The organism is Paenibacillus sp. BAC0078 (assembly GCF_054483875.1).
This window is the reverse complement of sequence record NZ_JBTLRW010000004.1, coordinates 308,543-329,927: the sequence shown is the minus strand read 5'-3', so window position 1 is coordinate 329,927 and position 21,385 is coordinate 308,543. Positions and strand designations below refer to the sequence as shown.

General features: G+C 52.3%; 13 protein-coding genes, 1 pseudogene and 1 riboswitch. Of the genes and pseudogenes, 3 read left to right on the top strand and 11 right to left on the bottom strand.

What is annotated here, in order from left to right; genetic code table 11:
- Nucleotides 1–6: 6 nt before the first annotated feature.
- The gene (locus ACX1DY_RS10850; RefSeq protein ID WP_458964206.1) at nucleotides 7–1,218 is read right to left on the bottom strand and encodes a helix-turn-helix domain-containing protein; all 1,212 of its coding nucleotides are present in this window, start codon (nucleotides 1,216–1,218) and stop codon (nucleotides 7–9) included.
- A gap of 161 nt (nucleotides 1,219–1,379) precedes the next feature.
- Between ACX1DY_RS10850 and ACX1DY_RS10845 the strand changes: the two genes are divergently transcribed.
- Nucleotides 1,380–2,720: an MFS transporter gene (locus ACX1DY_RS10845; protein ID WP_458964205.1), complete on the top strand. Its 1,341-nt coding sequence runs from the start codon at nucleotides 1,380–1,382 to the stop codon at nucleotides 2,718–2,720.
- Nucleotides 2,721–2,741: 21 nt separating this feature from the next.
- Nucleotides 2,742–3,260: a hypothetical protein gene (locus ACX1DY_RS10840; RefSeq protein ID WP_458964204.1), complete on the top strand. Its 519-nt coding sequence runs from the start codon at nucleotides 2,742–2,744 to the stop codon at nucleotides 3,258–3,260.
- Between the two features lie 154 nt (nucleotides 3,261–3,414).
- Here ACX1DY_RS10840 and ACX1DY_RS10835 read toward each other — a convergent pair whose 3' ends face one another.
- Nucleotides 3,415–6,882: a collagen binding domain-containing protein gene (locus ACX1DY_RS10835; protein ID WP_458964203.1), complete on the bottom strand. Its 3,468-nt coding sequence runs from the start codon at nucleotides 6,880–6,882 to the stop codon at nucleotides 3,415–3,417.
- A 347-nt stretch (nucleotides 6,883–7,229) separates the two neighbouring features.
- Here ACX1DY_RS10835 and ACX1DY_RS10830 point away from each other — a divergent pair, with 347 nt between their 5' ends.
- Nucleotides 7,230–7,985: a YwaF family protein gene (locus ACX1DY_RS10830; RefSeq protein WP_458964202.1), complete on the top strand. Its 756-nt coding sequence runs from the start codon at nucleotides 7,230–7,232 to the stop codon at nucleotides 7,983–7,985.
- Nucleotides 7,986–8,067: 82 nt separating this feature from the next.
- On the opposite strand, the gene ACX1DY_RS10825 is transcribed toward ACX1DY_RS10830, so the two are convergent.
- The 9 genes and pseudogenes from ACX1DY_RS10825 to ACX1DY_RS10785 all read right to left on the bottom strand — a co-directional run bounded on the left by ACX1DY_RS10825 (nucleotide 8,068) and on the right by ACX1DY_RS10785 (nucleotide 20,967).
- Nucleotides 8,068–8,499 carry a peptidylprolyl isomerase gene (locus tag ACX1DY_RS10825; protein WP_458964201.1) on the bottom strand — a complete coding sequence of 144 codons (432 nt, stop codon included), beginning with the start codon at nucleotides 8,497–8,499 and terminating at the stop codon, nucleotides 8,068–8,070.
- A gap of 131 nt (nucleotides 8,500–8,630) precedes the next feature.
- Nucleotides 8,631–9,965, bottom strand: a complete 1,335-nt coding sequence (lysA, locus tag ACX1DY_RS10820; RefSeq protein ID WP_458964200.1) for a diaminopimelate decarboxylase — start codon at nucleotides 9,963–9,965, stop codon at nucleotides 8,631–8,633.
- 182 nt (nucleotides 9,966–10,147) lie between these two features.
- A pseudogene (locus ACX1DY_RS10815) lies at nucleotides 10,148–11,755 on the bottom strand (spore germination protein); the annotation flags it as partial.
- 1,229 nt (nucleotides 11,756–12,984) lie between these two features.
- On the bottom strand, nucleotides 12,985–13,410 hold the full coding sequence (locus ACX1DY_RS10810; RefSeq protein WP_458964199.1) for a stage V sporulation protein AB: 426 nt from the start codon (nucleotides 13,408–13,410) through the stop codon (nucleotides 12,985–12,987).
- A gap of 2 nt (nucleotides 13,411–13,412) precedes the next feature.
- Complete coding sequence (locus tag ACX1DY_RS10805) at nucleotides 13,413–14,069, bottom strand: stage V sporulation protein AA (RefSeq protein ID WP_458964198.1); 657 nt, start codon at nucleotides 14,067–14,069, stop codon at nucleotides 13,413–13,415.
- A 443-nt stretch (nucleotides 14,070–14,512) separates the two neighbouring features.
- Complete coding sequence (locus ACX1DY_RS10800) at nucleotides 14,513–16,234, bottom strand: type 2 periplasmic-binding domain-containing protein (RefSeq protein ID WP_458964197.1); 1,722 nt, start codon at nucleotides 16,232–16,234, stop codon at nucleotides 14,513–14,515.
- Between the two features lie 35 nt (nucleotides 16,235–16,269).
- Nucleotides 16,270–17,910, bottom strand: coding sequence for a response regulator (locus ACX1DY_RS10795; protein ID WP_458964196.1), 1,641 nt, complete (start codon nucleotides 17,908–17,910; stop codon nucleotides 16,270–16,272).
- Complete coding sequence (locus ACX1DY_RS10790) at nucleotides 17,907–19,670, bottom strand: sensor histidine kinase (RefSeq protein ID WP_458964195.1); 1,764 nt, start codon at nucleotides 19,668–19,670, stop codon at nucleotides 17,907–17,909. Before ACX1DY_RS10790 ends, ACX1DY_RS10795 begins: the two co-directional genes overlap by 4 nt.
- Nucleotides 19,671–19,977: 307 nt before the next feature.
- Entirely contained in the window at nucleotides 19,978–20,967 is a 990-nt protein-coding gene (locus tag ACX1DY_RS10785) for a DMT family transporter (protein ID WP_458964194.1), read from the bottom strand.
- A gap of 130 nt (nucleotides 20,968–21,097) precedes the next feature.
- Nucleotides 21,098–21,246, bottom strand: a riboswitch (FMN riboswitch).
- Nucleotides 21,247–21,385: the final 139 nt, after the last annotated feature.

Genomic DNA, 21,385 nt, shown 5'->3' with positions numbered 1-21,385 from the left:
ACAGCCCTAACGGTGCAGCTCCAGGTAAGTGGCTTCGATGAACTTGCTGTATGACGAAGGCGGATACTGCCTTACCCGTTCGTAAGCAATCTGCGACTGCTGGCGCGCCTCCTCCATCTTTCCCTGACTGGCATAGATTTTGGCTTTGTAGGCATAGGCAGTGAAATAACCTGCAAGGTCCAGCGGATGGTAGGCATCATCAGGCAGAGTGACCTTGGAGAGAGACGCCAGCGCTTCTTCATCCCGGCCCAGATGGTACAGGGCGATTCCGGACTGAAGGAACCAGCTGGACTCATACCTGCTTCCCTTGGCTTCCGTTCGGCATTGCTGTCCAAGCAATAAAGCCTCTTCATACCGCTGCTCCACATTAGCCTGTCTGATCTCGGACAACCTTAAAAGCTGCACGGACTGGTCATCCTCCGTAAGCTGCACGAACAGCCCTGCTTTATCCAGGTACTTCCTCGCCTCGTCCAGATTCCCGGACTGTTGGGCAAGATTGGACAATACGCGATATAAATGGTCCGTTAAATAAAACACGCCTTCCTCCCGCGACAGCGCAATTGCTGCAAGCGCGGCTTCCCGGCTCCCGTCATAATCACCCAGCGCGGATAACGTAACACTCTCTGCATAATGGAGGTCGATTTCGAATAAAAAGTCGTTGCCGACTTTTTTGCTCACATAATCTTCTCTGACACGGAGGATCAGCTCGAGGCTATCCTGGTACCTGCTCTGGGCGAACATTAGGGCATAGGCCAAATACTGGACTTTGGCGCTTTCCACATATAAATTGAACCGCTCGTAGATCTCCACAGCCCGCTGTATCGCCTCTTCACCGCCATCCGTTCCTGTATAATAACAGGCGCTCACGTAGAACTCCATCAACCGTGCGGCATCCACGGTCATCGGCAGCTTCCCGCCCATAAGCGGTTTAACGGTGGAAATAATCGACTGGTAGTTTTTTTGCTTATGCTTGGCTTCAATGTCGCGAACCAAGCGGGGCAGGTCTTCACTTTGTTCCTCTTCAAGAAAATAGCCCGCATCCACCCCAAGCCGTGCAGCTAATATTTGCAGACTGCGCATAGAAGGCAGCGCTCGGCCATTTTCAATTTGGCTGAGCATACTTTTGGTCATATCTTCTCCGGCCAGGTCACTCTGCGTAAGCCCTTTGGTATTGCGCAAATGCTTGATTTTATCTCCGAGCGTTTGTTTGGTTGTCATATGTGAGCCATCCTTCTGTCCGTCTTAATCTCCAGTATAGCGTAACAGCAAGCTCATAAAAAGTTAAGTTAAATAATATTAAACTTTTCGTTGCGAAATTAGCTCTTCGAGTTTACAATTAGTTTAATTAAATTTAACTTTTGTTGAATGGAGTGATTCATATGAGCACTAAAAACGCTATTTTCTCGTCGCCAAGCAACCGGAATATGCTCCTGTTCTTCACCGGCAAGCTGGCCTCCATGCTGGGCTCCGGAATGTATACCTTTGTAGTCGGGTTATATATCCTGAACCTCACTGGCTCCGGTGGAAGCTTCGCCGTTACGATGGTATGCGGGATGCTGCCCCGGATTCTGCTCGCGCCGTTCGCCGGTGTTATGGCAGACCGGATGAACCGCCGCATGTTGCTAATCTGCTCTGACCTTGCTGCCGTTCTTACGCTGCTGCTGGCCTTTCTGACTGTCTCTCTTGAAGGTGTCTCTTTGCTTCCCATCTACGCCTCTTTGGTTCTGTTGTCCATATGCTCCACCTTCTATGGAATCTCCGTCTCTTCCTCCCTGATGCAGCTTGTGGATAAAGACCAGATCCAGCGCGCCGGCTCGCTCAATCAAATCGCCGGCTCCATCGGCAACCTGCTCGCCCCCGTACTCGGCGGCATGCTGTACGCCATTGTCTCCCTGAAGCTGTTCATGCTGCTGAACGCAGCCGGCTTCGCCGTTTCCACCCTCATGAGCTGCGGACTTCGGTTCAAGCCATCCGTGGATACGGCAGATCACAGCGAACCATCCCATCCGGCAGCGGAAGACCCTGCCCCGCAGGTACGCTCCCATGTGCTCGCGGAGTTGCGGGCCAGTCTTGCCGGGGGCATCTCCTATGTGTTTAAAAAGCCCATCATCCGCGCTGTAATTATTATCGTTTTCTGGGTCAATTTTTTCGTCGTATCACTAAATATCGTGCTGCCCTTTGTCGCTATACAGCTCCTCTCGCTCACTTCCGGCCAATATGGCACAATCGAGGCCATGCTGGGGGCAGGCATGCTGACCATGTCCCTGCTGCTGACAGTCCGCCGCCAAAGTAACAATCCCACCAGCTCCCTCATTCGGGGCCTGTGCATACTTGGTCTGCTGTTCCTCGGCATGGCGTTCCCGCTGATTTTTTCCTTCAACAGCACTTTTACTTTTATTTTCCTGCTTGTGCTAATGTTTCTTGTCGGCGTCACGGTGATGAATATCAATATCCCGATTCAGGTCTATTTGCAGCAGATCATTGAAGAGGACTATCGCGGAAGGGTGTTCGCCGTTGTCGAGACAGCTTCCGGGGCAATCGCGCCGATTGGGATGATTCTGTTCGGAGTACTTGTGGACCAGATTCCGTCCGAGCTCCTGTTGCTGGCCTCCGGATTTGCCATTCTACTTGTCACACTGCTGGGACGGAGAGGACTTAAGAGCGGCAGTGAGCAGGAGGCAGTGCAGAACCGGGAAGCCGAGGCGCGGCTTCATGCCTGAGGGCGCTCGCCTGCTGGCCTGTTGGCCGGGGGCAACGCAGGTGGGCAGGAAGACCGCCGTTCTGAAAGAAGGCGGCTGGATTGCCTGCGCCTTAAGGCCGATTGCCCCTTGGAGCTTGGCGGAACAAATCGACCGCTGGCTCCTCTAGCAACGGTAATTCTGCCGTTGTTCTTGGGCAAACCGGCCGATCATCCTCTAACAACGGCATTTTTGCCGTTATTTCCGAGCAAACCGGCTGCCCGTCCTCTAACAACGGCATTTCTGCCGTTGTTCCTGGGCAAACTGGCCTTCCTCTCTCCAACAACGGTATTTCTGCCGTTATTTCTGGGAAAACCGGCCTTCCTCTCTCCAACAACGGTATTTCTGCCGTTGTTCCCGGGCAAACTGACTATTCGTCCTCTAACAACGGCATTTCTGCCGTTGTTTCCAACCCAAATCCGCCGCCCTGCCCCTAACAACGGCATTTCTGCCGTTGTTTCTTCGTTACCTGCCGCTCAACCCCATTGGGCCATAAGGCTTGGACTACAATTCACATCCTAGTATTTCTCCAATGTCTACCAAATGGGGCTTAGACAACCCACATAGCATGCGCCTTTTTGTTTCTCATACTTCACTTGCCCGGCGGGCTGAGCCCCACCAAAAAAAAGAACACGCAGCAGATGATCTGCCGCGTGCTCTTTAGTAAGCAAATGTTCTATTCTTTAGACCGTTTGAATACCCGGCTGAGAATAATGCCGACAAGAATCAGTCCAAGACCTGCCAGATAGATCGGCATCGGACTGCTTTCTCCGGTCTGCGGCAGCTTGCCGCCGCTTGCAGGGTCTTTAACGGCTCCTACCGGAACCTCATCATCGTCAATTTCAATCGCATTATCTGCTGACGGTGTTGGGGAAACCGCAGGGCTAGGTGAAACCGTCGGTGTGGCCGTCTGAGCGGCACCGGCCGGAACCGGATCATCATTAATAATCACTCCCGGTATCTGGGAAGCTCCCGGTGTTGGTGCGACAGTACTGACAGGACTCACCGCAGTAGGTGCCGCAGTGGGTGAAGGAGACGGTGTTGCAGGTGCTCCTGGTGTTGGTGCCACAGTAGGAACTGCACTCGATCCTGGTGTCGCCGATACTACCGGTGATGCCGACGGCGTTGCAGTTGCCGTAGACGTTGCAGTCGGTGTCGGTGTTGGTGTTGGCGTCGGCGTCGGCGTCGGTGTTGCCAGCTTCGTATTAAGTACAGTCAGGTTGATATTGGCCGAAGAACCGATAGTAACCGGGTACTCTTTCGTATCGAGCGCATAGCCTTCCGGGGCTGCCTTCTCAATCAGGATATAATTGCCCAGCCACAGATTATTGAACACCGCATTGCCTGCGGCATCGGTAGTCCGGGTATTGACAAGCACCCGTTCCGTACCGCTCAGACGGTATACCTCAAAGGTTGCGCCGCTAAGCGCAAGCTGATTATTGGCAGCGTCCAGCTTTTGAACAGTCAAGGTTCCACGGACACCGCTGCCTGTTCCCGAGCCGCTGGAGACACCTACAATCACTTCTTTGGTCGTATACTTGGTTACCTGCGTGACATTAGTGCCGTTGAAAAGCACTGTATTAACCAGCTTATCGCCTGAGTTCGCAACGATTAGCGATTGATAATCCAGAATATAAGCGGAGTTGATGTCATGCAGAAAGCTGAGCACGAAATACTGCTTGCCTGCGTCATCCGTGCTGATGTTCAAGGTATAATCGGCACCCTTCACCAGTTCAGCTCCGCTCTTTGTCACCTCTCCGTTCGCTGCAGCAGCGGCAGGATAGAGGTGGAAGGAATCAGGCAGCAGAATCTGATTGGAGCTAGGAGTATCTGTGAGCACTGCATTTTTCACATAAGACTGTGTGCGGTTGATTGTAATTGTCCAATCCAGTTTGTCGCCATTTTGCTGGCCTTCCTTATTGACGTATTCATCTCCGTGGGGGATGCTCACAGAGGCGGTCAGATCCTTGGAGACTTTCTTAGTGCCGTCCAGCAGCTTAGCCGTATTGAAGACTGAAGTGCCCACCAACTGTCCTTCAAGGCTTGTTTTGAAAACAATATAATACGGTGAGCTGATAGGCTCCGCAAATGCTACCTTAAGCTCATTGCCGCTCACGCTGTACGAAAAAGCGCTGCTGCTGACTTCGGAGCCTTGCGAAGGATCACCTTTGGCATTGATATTCATGTTGTAGACCTTAAGTGAACCTGGGACCAGGGATTGCCCTGAGTTCAGGATATCTGTGACGTTTGGATCAGCAATTTCCTTGCTGTTGTAATTGACGCCTACAGTCCAGGTGATTTCTTTGGCGGAGGCATTGTAGCTTCCCGCTTTGAAGCCGTTGTTCTTCATTTCAGTACGGGGAATAAATAATCCCTTAGCTTCTGTCCAAAGGGGCGGACCCTCAATATCCTTCCAGTCTACACGCGCATTGTTGATAAAATTATCGGTGTTGCCATTTAACCAGTCATTGCTGAACTGTGTTGTATAAGTGATGGTATAAGTATCTCTGATCGGCGAAGCAAACTTCACCTTGAACTGGGCATTCGGCTGCACCGGCGTATTATATTCCAGGGTATAGGCTGAGCTATCCAGCACCTTACCGAAGGGATCCCTTACAACCAGCGTTCCCGGAACGAACTTCAATCCCCCTTGCGGGAAGGAGTCCGTGACCACAACTTCTCTCATTGGATAATTATCGCCGTTCACAGTGATTTTCCAGACTGCCGTTTTGTTCTTATAATCTGTACCGGACAAGTTTTTATAAATAATTGCCGGCCGGATCAGTTGTTTCGCCTCAGCGCTGTAGGTGCTGTCCGATACCGTGTTGGTGATGGTTGTGTCTTTGAATACGCGGCTTTGCGACTCTGTCTGATACTCAATCCGGTAAGCTGAAGAAATATCGCTTGTGAACTCCAGCTTGAAGCCGTTCTTACCGACAATGCCAAGCCCTGTTACGGTATAGTCCACATTATTTACAAGAGGAGTACCCTTTGTGGCTTTCCCGGCAGCATCCAGAGTTACCGGATAGACATATAACGTACCTGTCTCAAGCCTTTGTGAATCGTCGAATAAATCCTTTAGGACCGCATTGCCTTGCGGGATTTTCTTGTTGTTGTAATTGTACTCAATTGCCCAGAAAACGGTCTGGCTGCCCCAATCATAAGCAGTTGCCATTTTTCTGAGGCTTCCGCCGCGCTCCACCGATACTATTGCCGAAGAGCTTACAGGAACACGTCCATCCCCGGTAAACGTCGCCCTGTTGGTGAAGTACGGTGAGTCGTCCACAATCGCTGTGGTATAAGCAATCCGGTAAGCACTGCTGATCACAGGATCGGTAAAATTCACAGTAAGCTTCCCGCCCGAAACGTCAGCCGTATATTTGCTGCTGTCAAGCAGAGCGCCTACAGTAACCGTACCATCGAGCTGAACTCCAAGCTGATACACTGCAAGTGTAACCGTACTGTCCAAAGACAAACCGGACGGGATCGGGTCGGTGACAACAGCGTTTGACACATGTTCCAGCTTCTTGTTGACATCAACGGTCCACTGAATGGAGTCTGCGTTGAAGCCGCTGGACACTCCCTTCTTCTCAATCGTCGAGTCAACGGACGGCTTGAAGATTACCGTTACCGTCTGTATCCCGCCGTTCACAGGGAACTTGATCTCCTGCACCGTGCTTCCGGTGATCACCTGCTTATCAAATTTCGTATTGATTCTAAGCGTTCCCTGCACGTTGTCATGAGTCTCAATGTAGCTGTTGAAGGTCATGACCACCTGGTGTGTAGACTGGCTCACACTGAAGCTGCCCACTTCTCCGTCATCCGAAACCAGCGGTCCGCTGATGTCATTAAACAACTGGAATTGTGCGGGGATCTGAAAGGTAAAGGTATCTCCGGCGTTATAGCCATGACCATCTGGAAGCGACCAGGTATAGTCCAGCTTGACGTTCGCCCCCACCTCATACACATTGTCTGTAACGGTCTGTCCGTCCGCTCCGTACACCGCCATAGAGACACTGGTAATGATGTCCCGATCATTTTCAATGGATGCTGCCTTAACCTGCGTAGTAAATCCTATGCCGTAGGCATATTGCACAAACAGCATAAGGATTACGACGGCCATGCTAATTCTTTTTTTCACCATTTACTAAAAGCCCCCGTTCCCCAAATTATTGTGGGATTCAATGAATCCTCCTTGCAGCTCATCCCATCTGAATACACATAGGTATGTTCAGAAAACGGCCAGAATACCAAAGGTCTTATAAAGATCACCGCCGAATGCCCCTGTAGAGACATACTCCGCAAAAAGGCCAGTTATGTATTCTGGAAATTCTACGTTCATCTTATGAGAAATTTGTATCTGATCCTGTTCTGGCCAGAGTCTGCGATATATACTTATATCACCTAACGATAGATCTTTAGAATCATAAAATCTTAAAATTCGGATAATTTTTTTTGAAAAAATATTTTTTAGGCCTAAGGAGGCAGTTTGTGGACCGTATATCTTTCTTTGACCGGCAGCACGATACCGATTTCACCATGTTCTCCCCTTCACATCTCATTGCCCTGTCTTTAGTCGCATGTTTATGTCTGCTGCTCTATGGGGCGCGGTTTACACTTCGCTCACATTCCGGGCCAAGGAGATTCATCCGCCTGCTGCTGGTGGTCATCCTGCTGTTGTCAGAGGGAGCCCTGCAAATGTGGTATGTATCCCAGGACATATGGAAAAAAAGTGCGTCACTGCCGCTGGAGCTGTGCGGAATCACGCTGCTACTCTCCATCGTTATGCTGCTTACCCGCAGCCGTCTGCTCTATTCCTTTCTTTATTTTGCCGGAACTTCCGGTGCTTTCATTGCGCTCATTACACCAAATTTGGTATATCCATTCCCGCATTTCCGCTTCCTGCTGTTCTTCATCGCCCACGGCGCGATTATCCTGGCTTCGCTGTATATGACCTGGATTGAAGGCTATAGGCCAACCTGGAAATCGCTGTTCTTCACGATGCTCTGCCTCAATATTATCGCTGCTGCGGTCTATGCTGCCGATAGAATGCTGGGGTCCAACTACATGTTCCTGGCACACAAACCAAGCACTTTTTCCGTGCTGGATTATTTTGGCCCTTATCCGTATTATCTGCTGGTTGAAGAGGCGTTTGCTTTTGCCGTCTTTGTGCTGATGTACCTGGTGTTCTTCTGGCTGCCGCAGCGCTTCAGTAATCGCCATGAACGCCGGAGAAGGATATTGTAAGCAAAGGCGCGCACAAAAACAGCAGGCCCCGTATCTGGGACCTGCTGTCTTCGCGCTCTTTATTTAGCTGAAATAGTGAAAATTAAGCTTCGATAATTTCCACTGAAGTCATTTTGTCGCGTCCTTTGAAAGCATCTACCTGGTCCATGCCTTCAACCACTTTGCCGAATACAGTGTGAACGCCGTCAAGATGCGGCTGTGGTGCGTAGCAGATGTAGAACTGGCTTCCGCCTGTATTTCTGCCGGCATGCGCCATAGCAAGCGTCCCGCGCTCATGCTTGTTCGGGTTGATCTCACAGTCGATGGTATAGCCAGGACCACCAGAGCCTGTACCATTTGGACAGCCGCCTTGAGCTACGAATCCAGGGATAACGCGGTGGAAAACCAAACCGTTGTAGAAACCGTCTTTAGCCAGCTTCTCGAAGTTGGCAACTGTATTGGGAGCATCCTTTTCGAACAAATCCAGCAGCACTACGCCGCCATTTTCAAGAGTGATTTTCGCTTGCTTTGCCATATGTAAATGACCCCTTTCGAAATTTCAGATATTGAACACTTTTCTTAGTGTACTATGAAATCACGCACAAAGCAAAGCAGACGGGAGTTCTCCCGCCTGCTGTTTTGCGCTTCGTATCTGCCGCTATAGACCTATTTCACAACCGCCTGCTTCGCGATGCGCGCCGGTACAATATCGTTGGCGATAATGTCCTGGTGGCTCTCACGGCGCACGACAAGGTCGCTTTGCCCGTTCTGGACGAAGACTACCGCCGGGCGGCGAATCCGGTTATAGTTGCTGGCCATAGAATAGTTGTACGCACCGGTGCAGGCTACAGCGAGCAGATCCCCGCTCTCCACCTTCGGAAGCTCCACATCCCAGATCAGCATATCGCCGCTTTCGCAGCATTTGCCGGCAATCGAAACGGTCTCTTCATTCGCTTCGGTGGCACGGTTAGCCAGCAGCGCCTCGTATTTGGATTCATAAAGCGCCGGACGCGGGTTGTCAGTCATGCCGCCGTCAACAGCAACGTATTTGCGTACGCCGGGAATTTCCTTGCTTGTGCCTACGGTATACAGCGTAGTTCCGGCGTCGCCCACAATACTGCGGCCCGGCTCCACCCAGATCTGCGGCAGCGTTTCGTTTATCCCTGTAAAATGCTTCTTCACCGCACCTGTAATCGCAGCGACATATTCGGATACCTGCAGTGGGGTATCACCTTCCACATAGCGGATACCGAAGCCGCCGCCAAGGTTCACTACACGGAACTGAATACCCAGCTCTTCCTTCACCTTGCGGGTGAAGTCGGCAATCCGCTCAACCGCCAGCTCAAAGCCCTCGGTTTCAAAAATCTGCGAGCCGATATGCGAATGAACGCCCAGAAGCTGCAGATTGCTTTTGCCGGAAGCCAGACGCACTGCTTCTTGAGCCGAGCCGTTGCCGATATCGAAGCCGAACTTCGAGTCGGTCTGGCCGGTAGAGGCATAGGCATGATGCGCATGCGCCTCCACCCCAGGGGTTACACGCAGCAGAATATTCACGGTCACTTCCTTGCGCAGGGCAATAGCCTGCAGCATGCCAAGCTCAACCAGATTGTCGGCTACGAAGCAGCCGATTCCGGCGTCAATCGCCATTTCGATCTCATCAGGTGTCTTATTGTTGCCATGGAAGTGAATGCGCTCAGCCGGAAATCCGGCCTGCAGTGCGGTATACAGCTCTCCATCAGACACAACATCCAGCGACAGGCCTTCTTCGTCAGCCAGCCGGCACATTGCCATTACTGAAAAAGCCTTGCTGGCGTAAGCAACCTGAAACTCAAGTCCGGAAGCTGCAAAAGCGTCCATATACTCGCGGCAGCGGCGCCGGATCAATTGCTCGTCCACTATATACAGCGGGGTACCATACTCCGCCTTCAAATCTGCAACATCGCATCCGCCGATCTCCAAATGCCCGCTATCATTAATTCGGCTCGTCCCGTGTAAAAACATTTGCGCAGTCCTCCAATTTCTGTGGAACTCTAATTCCACCCTGTCTAATGTATGTTTCGTGGTCCCGAAGTGTTCCTCATTTCAGTCTGTAACGAACTCTTACGGGGCTATTTAGTGTATTCAGTATAGCAGACAGAGGGAACGCCATAGAATGGACTAATTTGCAGTTGATTTGTATTTTCCTACGATTTGTTTTTATTCCCCGTGTTAGGCAGCATCCGTGTATTATCCCTGGTTTTGTTGAAGGAAGGCCTTGTTTTGTTGGTAAGCACCGGCCGGCGCAGGATGATCTCGCCCATCGCCTTTGCATTAAACGGTATAAACGGCCACAAGTATGAAGAATTATAGGAGCGGTGTGTGGTCAGGAGAATAATCAGCAGCGTAGTGCCGATCATGAACCCCTGCACCTGGAACGCAGCTACGGCAAGCAGCAGCGCAAGCCTGACAGTCCGGTTCGCCAGCCCCAGCTCATAGCTGGGCGTGGCGAACATGCCTATGGAGGCAACCGCCATATAGAGCACCACTTCATTGACGAAGAGGCCTGTCTTTACGGCAATGTCTCCGATCAGAATAGCGGCAATAAGGCCCATGGCTGAGCCGAGAGGAGTCGGTGTATGCACCGCAGCCATGCGCAAGAGATCGACCCCAAGCTCGACGATGATGAACTGGGCCAGGATCGGGATTTTGACCATCTTCTGCGGCCCGATAAAATCCAGCATCGGCGGTTTCAGCTCGGGATGGATGACGAGCAGCATCCAAAGCGGCAACAGGAACATCGAAGCGAAGATTCCGATGAACCGCACCCAGCGCAGATAGGTCCCCATAAAAGGGGTTTGGCGATTCTCCTCGGCATGCTGGCAAAGATCAAAAAACGTTGTCGGCAGAACCATGACGCTGGGCGAAGTGTCAACAAAAATCACTACCCGGCCTTCCAGCAAATGCGAGGCAACGACATCAGGACGCTCGGAATAACGGACCATCGGATAAGGATTCCAGCCCCCGCCGACAATCGCCTCTTCAAGCTGCTTGTCCGCCAGCGGGATGCCGTCGATATCCAAGCTTTTAATTTTATCGGTGACGGCCTGTACCTGGGTTTTGTCAACAATATCGTCAATATAGGCTACGCAGACATCGGTTCGCGTCCTGCGGCCAACCTGGTGCAGCTCATATTTTAATCCGGGATCACGCACCCGTCTTCTGACCAGTGCGACATTGCTCAGCAAGGTCTCTGTGAATCCGTCGCGCGAACCGCGCACCACCCGTTCAATGGAGGGCTCATCGGGATTTCTTGAAGGATAGATGCGCGTATCCATTATAATAACTTCTGTTTCGCCTTCGATGAATAAGACGCTCATCCCCGCCAGATATTTGCCTATGCTCTCGCTCAGAAGGTCACCTTTTTCCACCTGAATATGGGGGATGTATTCGTTCATGAAGCTGACCAGCACATCGGCATTAATATTCTCTGGCGTCAAATAGGATAAGCGCTTCAGAATTTCTGCAATAATCGTATCCTTGGCGAATCCGCTGATGCACAGCAGTGCCGTCCTGTGCCCGGAGAAGGACATTTCGCGGAATATCACATCAAAGGAGGAGCCCAGGCCCAGCACTTCAGTGAGTGTTTTTTTCGTTTCCTCAAGATGAGGCGAGATTTTGTCATTGCCCTGCCAGTAAATAATCGACTGCTCCAGAGAATCGGACTGCTCGGCGTCTCGTTTCTTTTGCAGCGGATCTTTCTTTTTGCTTTGCTTGGCTTTGTCCGGCTGCTGCGCCTGGGCCTTAGCTTCGTTCCCCGCCTGGGCCTGCGGCGCTGTTGAGCCTGGGTCTGAATCTGCATCAGCTTCATCTTCTGTATCTTCGTCGTCTCCGAATAATCTGGCAAAAAAACCTTTTTTGCTGCTCCCCGGCTCTTCAGCTCCTAACTCCTCCGCAGCTTCCGTGTCTTGCTTGCCGGGGCTCGTGCCAGCATGCGCCTGCGCTCCTGCTGTTGCGTCAGCTCCAGCATTTGCACCATCGGCTCCTGCTGTTGTGTCAGCTCCTGCTGTTTCGTTAGCTCCAGCGTTTGCCCCTTCGCTTGCTCCTGCTGTTGCGTCGGCTCCAGTGTTTGCACCTTGATCGGCTCCTGCCGTTGCATCACCTCCAGTGTTTGCACCTTCGCCAGTTCCAGCTTCTGGCGCAGCGTCGTCTTCTTCCTCCTCCTCATCGTCTCCGAACAGTCTGGCCAGGAAGCCTTTCTTGCCGCTCTGCGGCTTCTCTGTTCCCGGCTCGCTGGCCATTTCCGCATCCTGCGGCTGACTTCCTTCGGGTGCGGCAGCATTCCCTGCATCCTGCTCACCGGGATTTGCACTTTTTTCCCCGGCGGTTCCGCTTGCTCCCGCAGGTGAATAATCCGCAGCAGCCGGGTCTGCTCCAGCTCCCATTAAGCCGCTGCCGGCTTGAAGGGCAACATCGACATCTGCCGCAGCCACTACCGAGGTGCTGTTCGCCGCTATAGCGGCTTCCATGCTGTTGTTGGCTGCCACGTTGCCACTGGCTTCCGTACTGCCACTGGATTCCACGCTACCACTGGATTCCACGCTGTCATTGGATTCTGCACTGTTATTGGCTTCCGCACTGTCATTGGCTGCCATGCTGCCATTGGATTCCGTGCTGCCATTGGATTCCGTGCTGCCACTGGCTGCTTCGCTACCACTGGCTCCTCCACTGCCACTAAACTCCGTGCTGCCATCAGATTCCACGCTATTATTAGCTTCCGCACTGTCATTGGCTGCCATGCTGCCATCATTTTTCACGCTGCCGCCAGCTTCTTCACTCCCACTGGCCTCCATACTGCCATCAGATTCAGCGCTGCCACTGGATTCCCTGCTGTCATTGGCCTCCATACTGCTATCGGCTGCCGCGCTGCCATCGGTTTCCACGCTGCTCTGCTGTGCGCCTGGTGCACCTGGCTTGGCTGCATCCTTCTTATTTTCAACATAGTCCCCGCTGTGAATATACCTAACCACTCTGTAACCCCCTTTTACTGTCGGTACACAAACCAGTCGAACAAAGAGCCCGCAACCTTGCCGCAGACCATCGCCATCAGCAGCCCGAACAGCAGATGGGTCATGTGCAGGCGTTTGGCTAATATCGGCAGCACATTCAGCACCTCCGTGAGAGCTGCGGCCAGCATGCCGATAAATATTCCGTCAAACAGCCCTACTCCCAGCTCCACCAAAGGCCCGGCGGCAATCCGCCAATTCCAGAAATCACTCATGGTGCCGAGCAGCGAGCCACCTACCATCGCCCCTTCGTACCAGTGCACTTTATCATAGGAGGAGGTGAGCTGAGCCAGCCGTGGAACCACATCCAGTACAATAAAAAGAGCAATCACCCCGCCGCCCACAGCAATCCCTCCGGCAATGCCCAGCAGCAGATTCAGCCCCATCGACAGTTGTGCGGTCATGCTTATTCCTCCATGCGCCCTTTTACTTTTTCTTCATGGCGTTTCATTTTGCTGTACTCTTCGTTGACCACATAATGGTCGATATTTTTCTGATACAGGAACATCTCCACTTCCAGCGGAGTCGGCTCTTCATTCCATTTTTTCTTGAACAGATGGTTGAAAAAAATTACCATACCAAACCCGATGCCCAGGGAATAGGCGATCTGGAACATATAAGGATGCTCATCCCGGCGTCCGGTCAGCATTTCAACAATCCGGATTTGCACTTCCTGCATGCTGACATCGGCATGAAAATTCATAATCGTCAGCGCCGAGCCGAAGAACAGCAGCAGCCATACCAGCACAAATAGCGCTATAGAAGGTTTACGGGCTTCGACCGGGCCTTCAATCTGCACGATAGTACGCCCCTCGCCAATCGGCTGAATATCCGCTCCGGGCAAAAGCTCATGAATCCGGGGAATGACCATCAGCAGGTCTATCAGAATCAGATTGCCGTCGCTATGTCTCGGCTCCTGCAGCACAAGCGAATACAGCGACTCCTTCCACTCCGGCTCCGTTATTAAATAGGCCACGTCACGCAGCAGCACACCTTTGCCTTTTGGCACAATCACCCGGTTTTTGAGCTGTATGTAGATCGTTGGCGCCGTACGGGCATTCATCCGCGGATACCTCCTGACGGTTGTGATGTGAAGCAGCTTAAGTGCAAGAATAACGGTAGTATGGGAGAAAAGGCTTATTTTTACTCTTGAGCCGCTCAATTCAAATGTCTATACCATTTCCGTAGGACAAAACCTGTTGAACCGCTAGCCTTGTTAAGCTCGATTGGTCCACGAAGAATACGCAAACTCTGTCCAACATGAACGACTTGGTCTCGCGCTACGGCAAAAAGGTGATGATTACCGAAGCCGGCATGGACGTCAGTGCTAGGTCAGCGGCGGCAAAGGACTCGGCGTGTTCTATTGGGAGCAACAGCTACGCTTGACGCATTTCTGAACTAAGGGGCATTTCAGCGCATCACGAAAAGGCAGAACCGGATCACCCCGGTTCTGCCTTCTTTATTACGTCCGCTTAAGTTCGTACAGCATCTATGCTGCATTTTGACTCAACTGCCGCCTGCCGTCACCTTGTCGTACCATTCGTTCACTTCACGGGTAATCCGGTCGCCGCCGCCCGCCTTCCAGTCAGCCACGAAGGAATCGAAATCATCCAGCGGCTGCTCGCCGTATATAATGGCACTGAACGTTTCGCTCTCCAGATTGTTCAAGTAATCCAGCTTCGCTTTCATCGTTTCGGTAGTAGGCCCCGTGAACATGTTCTTGAAGGATTTCTCCTTCTGCTTCAGCAGCACTTTGGCCGCCGCAGGAGTAGCCTTGCCATAGTTAACCGCCACATCCTTCTCCAGCCTGGAGGCCGGCTCCATACCGTCCGCCAGATGCAGCATCGCCTTCATTTGGGCATCGGGGATGCGCGCTCCGTCACGCACCAGCAGGTAACGGATACTGTTGACATAACCGCCGGAAATTTTATCGCTGGACAGCATCTTGCCGCTGGCGCTCAGCTCATAATCATACCCGGCAAAAAGACCGTTATCCAGCCCGCTGCCCGGCTGCGGGTCCGCAAAGTTATCGAACAGATAGTTCTCATAGGTGAAGAATGCTTCCGGGTGCTTCATCTTCTTGCTGATCAGCGTAACACCATTCGCATACTGCGTGCCGTGGCGCATGACGGTTCCATCCGGTCCAGCCGGGATTACTCCGGGTGCCCACACGGCATCCGGCACATTCTGCAGCGTGTCCTTCAGCGGCCAGCCGCTCATCCAGTAGGGGCCGGGAATAATGCCTGCTGTTCCTGCTACGGCTGGCTCCGCTGTTTTGTTCTCATCCCATAAGCCCGCTTCCTGCGGGATGTAGCCTTTGCCCAGCCATTCCTTCAGCTTCGCAAGGCCTTTCTTCATCCTTGCATCCACGGAGCCGTACTCCAGCCTGCCATCCGCCCCTACGTTCCACTGCTGCGGAAGTGCGCCATAGGCGCCGAAAATCCAGGAAGGATCGCCCATCCAGGTGTTCATCGTTGTCTTGAAGCCGATGCTCAGCGGAGTAACCTGCTCAGGCGTCAATCCGTCAGGGTTGTGGTACTTGAAGGCTTCCATCACCTTTTCCAGCTCCTCAATCGTAACAGGAACCTTCAAATGCAGCTTATCCAGCCAATCCTGGCGGAACCACAAAATATAGTCATGATTGTACGCATAGTCGAGGACAGGAAGGCCCATTTTTTTGCCGTCACGGATGTATGGGTTCCACACACTTGGGTCCTGAGCCATCGCAGCTTTCCAGGTGCTGGAGGCGTATTTATCGAATAGGCTTCCGACCTCCGCATACATGCCGGAATCGATCAAGTCCTGTGCAACCGCAGCGTCAGCCGTACCGATGGTCACGATATCAGGCATTTCCTGCCCCGAGGACATCGACAAGCGCAGCTTCGTGCCGAACGCTCCGCCCGTATCCGTAATGGACCAGAGCGATTTGACGTTGATGCCGAACTTCTCTTTGGCCCACCGGGTGGCCACATTATTCTCGATGGATTCACCGTTCTTGAACTTAAGCTCCGGGTCGACGCCCCACACGGTAGTAATCGTAACTTCAGGATCGTATCTATCCTTGTAGACATTGCCGGCAGTTACTGCGGGCTGGGCATTGACGCCGGAAGCTTCACCGTTAGAGTTAGAGGGTTCCCGCTTATCGTTGCCCTCGCAGCCTGCAAGACTGACGGCCAGCACGACGCTTAAGCCCAGGAGCCGCAGCCACATTTTTCTTGCCCTACCCATTGTCTTCCCCCTTGGATTCGCTCATAATCCGGCCTCTAGCCCTCCCGGAATTCATTCGGCGTCATGCCATAGTGCTTTTTGAACATTTTGCTGAAGTATTGCGGATTCTGATAACCCAGCTCTGTGGTGATTTCATAGACCTTTTTGTTCGTATTCTTCAGCAGATAGAGCGCGCGTTCCATCCGCATGCGGATGATATAATCCCCCAGTCCTTCTCCCGTCTCGGCTTTGTAAATCTTGGACAAATACACCGGATGCAGATACACTTGCTCAGCAATCGTCTTCACCGACAGGTCATGGCCGGAATCGCTCCCCACTAGCGCATGCACCTGCTTGACAATATAACTCTTCGTATTCTGGTCGCTCTCCGACAGCTCCGTCTTCAGCCGCTCCAGCAGCTCGAACGCCCACAGCCGCAGCTTGTCAAACGAAGAGATGATATTCTGGGCAATCAGCGGATCAAACGCGTGCTGGTCAATCTGCAGAATGAATTGTCCGCTCTTATGAGCAATATACATGATGGCATTGGTGATGGACAGAAACACCTCATACAGATGCTCTCTGGAAAAGCGCACGCCCTCCATATCCCGGAACACGTCTTCAAGCTTCTGGCGGGCGGCCTCCCACTGCTTGGACTCCAGCAGGTGAATCAGCGTCGGCGGGCGATACAGACTGTCCAGCGGCCTTATGGCCTGCTGCTCCTGCAAATGGCTGTCCTTCAGGAACAATACATAGCCGGACTCATTATGCGCTGCCAAATAAATGGTACTGAGCACACTGCGGTATGCAGCGGTCATTTCATCGGGAAAAGCAAACCACTCCGAGACGACGAGCGAGATCTCGCCTTTCAGATAATCGCTGACGCTCTCGCGGAAGCTGGCGATATTCGCCTTCAGCAGCTCATGCCGGATCTCTTCGTAGTTGTCCAGCAGCCCGATCTCGTTCAGCGTCTCTCTGCTCAGCTCCGCGAGCAGAATCAGGCAGTCATGCGGCGCTTTGCTGAGCCAGACACGGAACCGGTTCTCGAACAGCTCTTCCGCAATATTGCAAATGGCATATTCCATCAGTGAGATGGAGCCCGGGTCCATTGCCGTGTAATGCTTGCCAAGCTGAATGAGCAGCATCACCGCTTCTGCTCCGGTATCGAACGGAATCTCGTATTCCTTAAGCTTCGAGGCAAGCGCCCGCTCAGTCATTCGCTTCCCAAGCAGCAAATCATGCATCAGTTTGCCGCGCAGCACGCTATAGTCGGCTTTGCGGTTATACAGCAGCAGATGGTAGCGGTCATGCGCCTCCCACTCATCCTTAAGCGACTCAATTGCGCCGGAGACACTCCGTATGAACTCCTCGTCATTTACCGGCTTCAGAATATAATCGAACGCCTGAAGCTGAATCGCCTTCTTGGCATAATCAAAATCGGAGTATCCCGTAAGCAGAATGCAGCGGAGATCCGGCCAGCGTTCACTTGCTGTCTCGATCAGCTGCAGTCCGGTCATGCCGGGCATGGAGATGTCAGTAACGATAATGTCGATGTCATGCTGCTCCAGAATTTGCAGTGCCTCAGGACCGGATGCCGCCTGATATACCTGCTCCACTCCCAGTTCCCTCCAGGGAATTGTACGGGCCAGACTCTCCGTTACATAAGCTTCATCATCAACCAATAATAGCTCGATCATTGTTTTCCCTCCCGGGTGCTCTTGTCAGAATGGACGATGGGCAGCAGCCAATGAATGGTGGCCTGCAAGCCGCCGAGCTGCGAAGGAGCAAAGGTGATGCCGGATTCTTCGCCGTAACGAAGCCGCAGCCGCTGATGGACATTCCATAATCCGCAGCCCATTTCTTCATCCATCGGCTGGTTCAGCATTTGCTCCAGCTTGGCAATACTCTCCGGCTGCATCCCTAGTCCATCATCCTCCACCGTAAGCGTCATCCTTCTGCCGCTGCAGGTGCCCGTTATCCTCAGCCGCCCGGCATCCGCTGCCGGCTCAATGCCGTGCAGCACCGCATTTTCCACCAAGGGCTGCAGCACAAGCGGAGGAATCTCAAGCCTGCGCATTTGCGGCGGTATACTCACCGAATACTGCAGGCGGGCCATTCTCATTTTTTGAATCTCCAGGTAATGGGTCACGAATTCCACTTCTTCGGGCAGCGGCACCAAATCGCGCTCCTGCCGGGTAGTGTACCTGTAATATCTGGACAGATTATGCGACATGCCGATCACTGCCTTTGTATTGTCCAGCTTCGCCATGCTTGTAATAAAGGAGAAGCAATTATAGAAAAAATGCGGATTGATCTGCGACTGCAGCTGCTTCAGCCTGGCTTCGCGCACATGAATTTTCTCCATCAGCACATTCTCAATCAGCTCCTGCATCTGCTCGACCATGCTGTTGAAGCGCACGGAAAGGAAGCTGAACTCATTTCTGCCCTTAATGCCGACACGGACGGAATAATCACCCTGCTTGAGCTTCTGGAATCCTCCCACCAGTTGTCTGACAGGCACCTGCACCTGCACGTACAGCAAGTAAGCTACAAGACTGCTCATGAGCAGCAGAGCCCCGACTGAGACATAAAATAACCGGTTGGAGGTATGTATCGGCTGCAGAATCTCCGAGAGCGGCATGTAATCGATCAGATACCAGCCCATTTTGGCGGAGTATACGATGTTGACACTGTAGGATCGCTGGCCGATGTCCAGCGTCCGGTTTCCGCTGTCGGTAAGCAGCCCCTGCTCCAGCCGCTTCACCAGCTGCTCCGCCAGTGCCCGGTCGCTGCTCCGGTTGAAGATCAGTCCCGTTCCCGGCTTATAGTAGAAAGGATCTCTTCTGCCGTCGCTCTTGAATTTATCAAGCATATCCTCAATGTTGCGGCTGTCGAACTCTACCTTCATAATCGTGGCTGCCTGCTGCGGAGAGAACTCGGACATATACGGTGTAAAAGAATACCAGGAGAACAGGAACCGCTCCTCTCCCTGATCCTTGATTTTCTCCACATGCCAGCCCGGTTTCACCTTGCGCTTCAAATCATCGTCACTGTATAGTGTAGCATCGTTCTCCGTTACCATCCGTTGAATAGAGGGAGAGTACAAAAACAGCTTGCTGTTCCAGTTGGAGGAGCTTTCCTGGATGCTGATTTTGGTTTGAATCCGCTTTACCATTTGGATGGCATCAAGATTCATTTTCCCTTGCGCGAGAGAAATGTCCTTCAGCCTAAGAATATCGGGATCATGAATCAGCAGGATCGGCCAGGAGGACAGCAGCTCCATATTGGTCTCCACCTGACTCTGAAAAAAGCTGAGCTGGTTATTATTCGATGTGTTCAGTTCGCTCCGCAGCACATCGGTAGTCGTCTTATTGGAATAGAAATAGAGAATGGTAATCGGGATGAGCATAATGACCATGATACCTACGATTTTGCTGAACAAATTAGTTCTATACATCCTGCTTCACACCCCGCACTAGACATCCATGCCGCTCTTCCGCGGCACTTCAGACGATGAAATTTCATAGAAGGCCCTTAGGTTTGACTTCGCCAAATTCGAGGCTTCCATAACAATGTCCTCTGTTCGGACATCGTTATTTCAGGATAGAGTCACAGCTTTTATTGTACAAAGTTTCTTCCGGGACGCAAAGGTAATAGCTGGAATACTCAAAGCGGCAGCATCAGACAAAAAAGATGCCTCCTTAGCCGCAAATGGCTGCCGGAGACATCTTTTTCTTACTGGCAGTACCCTGGGGTCAGTCCCCTCAGGCGCTGATTTTATTCGTTTTGGACAGATCAAGGGCGGCTGGCTCGGCCTGCCGGCTCTGCTGGTTCGAGATGAAGAAGAGCGCAGTCCAGATCAGCGCAAAGCCGATAATCTGCGGCAATGTTACAAGCTGGTTGTAAACAATCCAGTTGATCAGAATACCGGTCATCGGAAAGCTGAGCTCGGCGAGTGTTGCAAATGAGGCCTTGGTGGTGTTAAGTCCTTTATAGTACAGCAGCATGCTGAGCAGTCCCGGCAGAAGAGCCTGAAGCAGCAGGTTGAGGCCAATCAATGCTGATGTGCCTAACCCCCCGTTGATTTGCCAAGGCGCCCCCTCCATGCTTGTAATGACGAACAGCAAAGGCAAAGCAAGAATGAAGCGCAGTGAAGTCACCGTCTCGTATTTCATCGAACCCAGCAAATAACGGCCCATCACCGTAGAAGCGCCCCATAATGCGGCCGCCCCCAGCGCGAGCAGACTGCTAACGCCGATAAAGCTGTTCACATGACCGAAAGGAATCGTCCAGCCGAAGGTGAGCAGATAGGTTCCGGCAAGAGCGACAACGATTAATATTCCGAAATTTTTGGGCAAACGCTCTTTAAGAATTACAGCGGCAAGACCGATGGCGAACAGCGGCTGCAGCTTTTGCAGCAGAAGCACGGCATTCAGGTCGCCGCTGGACAAGGCTTTGGTGAAGAGGATCGTCGCCACGGCAGAGCCGCCCCACGATACGATCAATAGTGCCGCGGCCTGACGCAAGCGGACAGCCTTCAGCTCGGCGCGGTGGCGCCACAGCACCGGTGCAGCAGCCAGAAACAGCACGACATGCTCCAGCAGCACAATCTGGGAAGAGGTCAGTGATTTAAGCAAAATGATGCGGAACAACGGATCGACGCCCCATAACGCCGCTCCCAGCACAACCAGCCAGAATCCGCTGCGCAGCGGTGCTGTGCGTGCTCCTGAAGATGAAGCAGTAACTTGACTCATGATTCATTTCTCCTTGTCGATACAAACCCTCGATAAGAGACCAAAACCCCCGAATCACCTGAAACAAACAGGCATCATTCGGGGGTTATTCAGAGCAAAGACAGCAGAAATAACCCTGTCGCCTATGCCTTATGATCCTCTCCCATCCGGACTTTACCGTCGGCTCTGGAATGTCACCAGATCAGTTCCTTCCCCTGCGGACAGAGAAAGGAAGTCGCGGGCTTAGTTCGCTTGAACATCACCGCCGGTCAGGAATTTCACCTTACCCCGAGAATCTTGTATTCCGTTATTATTTTCACAACCTCAGAATACCTCTGTTCCTGCTTTTCGTCCAGTCTTTTATGAAAATCTTCACATTTCTTTCATCATGCACAGCATTTTTGGTACAAGTCCATCTCATTATCTGGAAGATATTCTG

Excerpts from the sequence above, each read along its gene's own strand:
- ACX1DY_RS10850 (WP_458964206.1), bottom strand. The coding sequence starts at position 1,218 with ATGACAACCAAACAAACGCTCGGAGATAAAATCAAGCATTTGCGCAAT.
- ACX1DY_RS10845 (WP_458964205.1), top strand. The coding sequence starts at position 1,380 with ATGAGCACTAAAAACGCTATTTTCTCGTCGCCAAGCAACCGGAATATG.
- ACX1DY_RS10835 (WP_458964203.1), bottom strand. The coding sequence starts at position 6,882 with ATGGTGAAAAAAAGAATTAGCATGGCCGTCGTAATCCTTATGCTGTTT.
- ACX1DY_RS10825 (WP_458964201.1), bottom strand. The coding sequence starts at position 8,499 with ATGGCAAAGCAAGCGAAAATCACTCTTGAAAATGGCGGCGTAGTGCTG.
- lysA (WP_458964200.1), bottom strand. The coding sequence starts at position 9,965 with ATGTTTTTACACGGGACGAGCCGAATTAATGATAGCGGGCATTTGGAG.
- ACX1DY_RS10810 (WP_458964199.1), bottom strand. The coding sequence starts at position 13,410 with ATGACCGCACAACTGTCGATGGGGCTGAATCTGCTGCTGGGCATTGCC.
- ACX1DY_RS10805 (WP_458964198.1), bottom strand. The coding sequence starts at position 14,069 with ATGAATGCCCGTACGGCGCCAACGATCTACATACAGCTCAAAAACCGG.
- ACX1DY_RS10800 (WP_458964197.1), bottom strand. The coding sequence starts at position 16,234 with ATGGGTAGGGCAAGAAAAATGTGGCTGCGGCTCCTGGGCTTAAGCGTC.
- ACX1DY_RS10795 (WP_458964196.1), bottom strand. The coding sequence starts at position 17,910 with ATGATCGAGCTATTATTGGTTGATGATGAAGCTTATGTAACGGAGAGT.
- ACX1DY_RS10790 (WP_458964195.1), bottom strand. The coding sequence starts at position 19,670 with ATGTATAGAACTAATTTGTTCAGCAAAATCGTAGGTATCATGGTCATT.
- ACX1DY_RS10785 (WP_458964194.1), bottom strand. The coding sequence starts at position 20,967 with ATGAGTCAAGTTACTGCTTCATCTTCAGGAGCACGCACAGCACCGCTG.